Origin of the sequence: Pseudoalteromonas sp. NBT06-2, assembly GCF_002276045.1 — a bacterium.
Lineage (GTDB): Bacteria > Pseudomonadota > Gammaproteobacteria > Enterobacterales > Alteromonadaceae > Pseudoalteromonas.
In genome coordinates this window covers 1-366 of record NZ_NQMR01000442.1, presented here as the reverse complement: position 1 = coordinate 366, position 366 = coordinate 1, and the positions used below count along the sequence as shown (strand labels likewise).

Sequence of the window (366 nt, the reverse complement as noted above, 5' to 3'; positions counted from 1 at the left end):
CATCTTTTCGACATTACTTAACGTGATCTCTATATCGCTAACCCAACTATGAGTTTTAGTGATTTTTCCTTTCACATTTTTAAATTGATATTGAAACCAATTAACGTTAATTGTTTTTTCATTGCCATTAAGTGGGACATTATTTTGCCACGTATAGATATGCGTATTGCCTTTTACATCAACAAACTCAGTGCTTGGCAGTACATTAAAAGCATCAAGCCATTCAACTAAATATTTATGATCGCCCGGTTTAGCGACAAATAAGTAGTGATTTCCTGCCCTAAGTGTTTCTTCAATCATCGGTTGGTGAGACATTAAACCATCACCACAAATCATGAATTTTTGCTTTGGGTGCGCTATATTCAA

The 366-nt window shown here is 34.7% G+C and carries 1 protein-coding gene; it reads right to left on the bottom strand.

Features of this window, described 5'->3' with window-relative positions:
• Positions 1–336: hypothetical protein (locus CJF42_RS26455; protein ID WP_212668884.1), on the bottom strand; the 336-nt coding region annotated here is incomplete at its 3' end.
• Positions 337–366 lie beyond the last annotated feature (30 nt).